The organism is Halorubrum sp. SP3 (assembly GCF_005435195.1).
In the GTDB taxonomy this organism is placed as follows: Archaea; Halobacteriota; Halobacteria; order Halobacteriales; family Haloferacaceae; genus Halorubrum; species Halorubrum sodomense.
Window position 1 is genome coordinate 1 of record NZ_SGTU01000293.1, and the last position, 249, is coordinate 249.

1 pseudogene is annotated in these 249 nt (G+C 61.0%); it reads right to left on the reverse strand.

Going from position 1 to position 249, the window contains the following annotated elements:
- Positions 1-249 (reverse strand): annotated as a pseudogene (locus EXE42_RS20420) (BREX-5 system phosphatase PglZ); the annotation flags it as partial.

The window sequence follows — 249 nt, forward strand, 5'->3', positions numbered from 1 at the left end:
GATGTAACTCCAGCCATCGTCTTTCAGCATCTTCTCGCGCTGGTAGTTACTGATTTCACGGCCGTTGCGTTCGGGGACGAGTTCCCCATCGTCGAGTTCGATGTTGAAGCTGAACTTGCTGCCCGGCGTGAGCGCTGCCTTCCCAAACTCGGTGTCCGAGGGGAGCGTTCCGACCCAGGGAGTCTCGTCGACTTCGAGGCTGGGGAGGTCGCGGCGGACCGATTCGGCCAGCTCGTGTGCGAGGTCGAA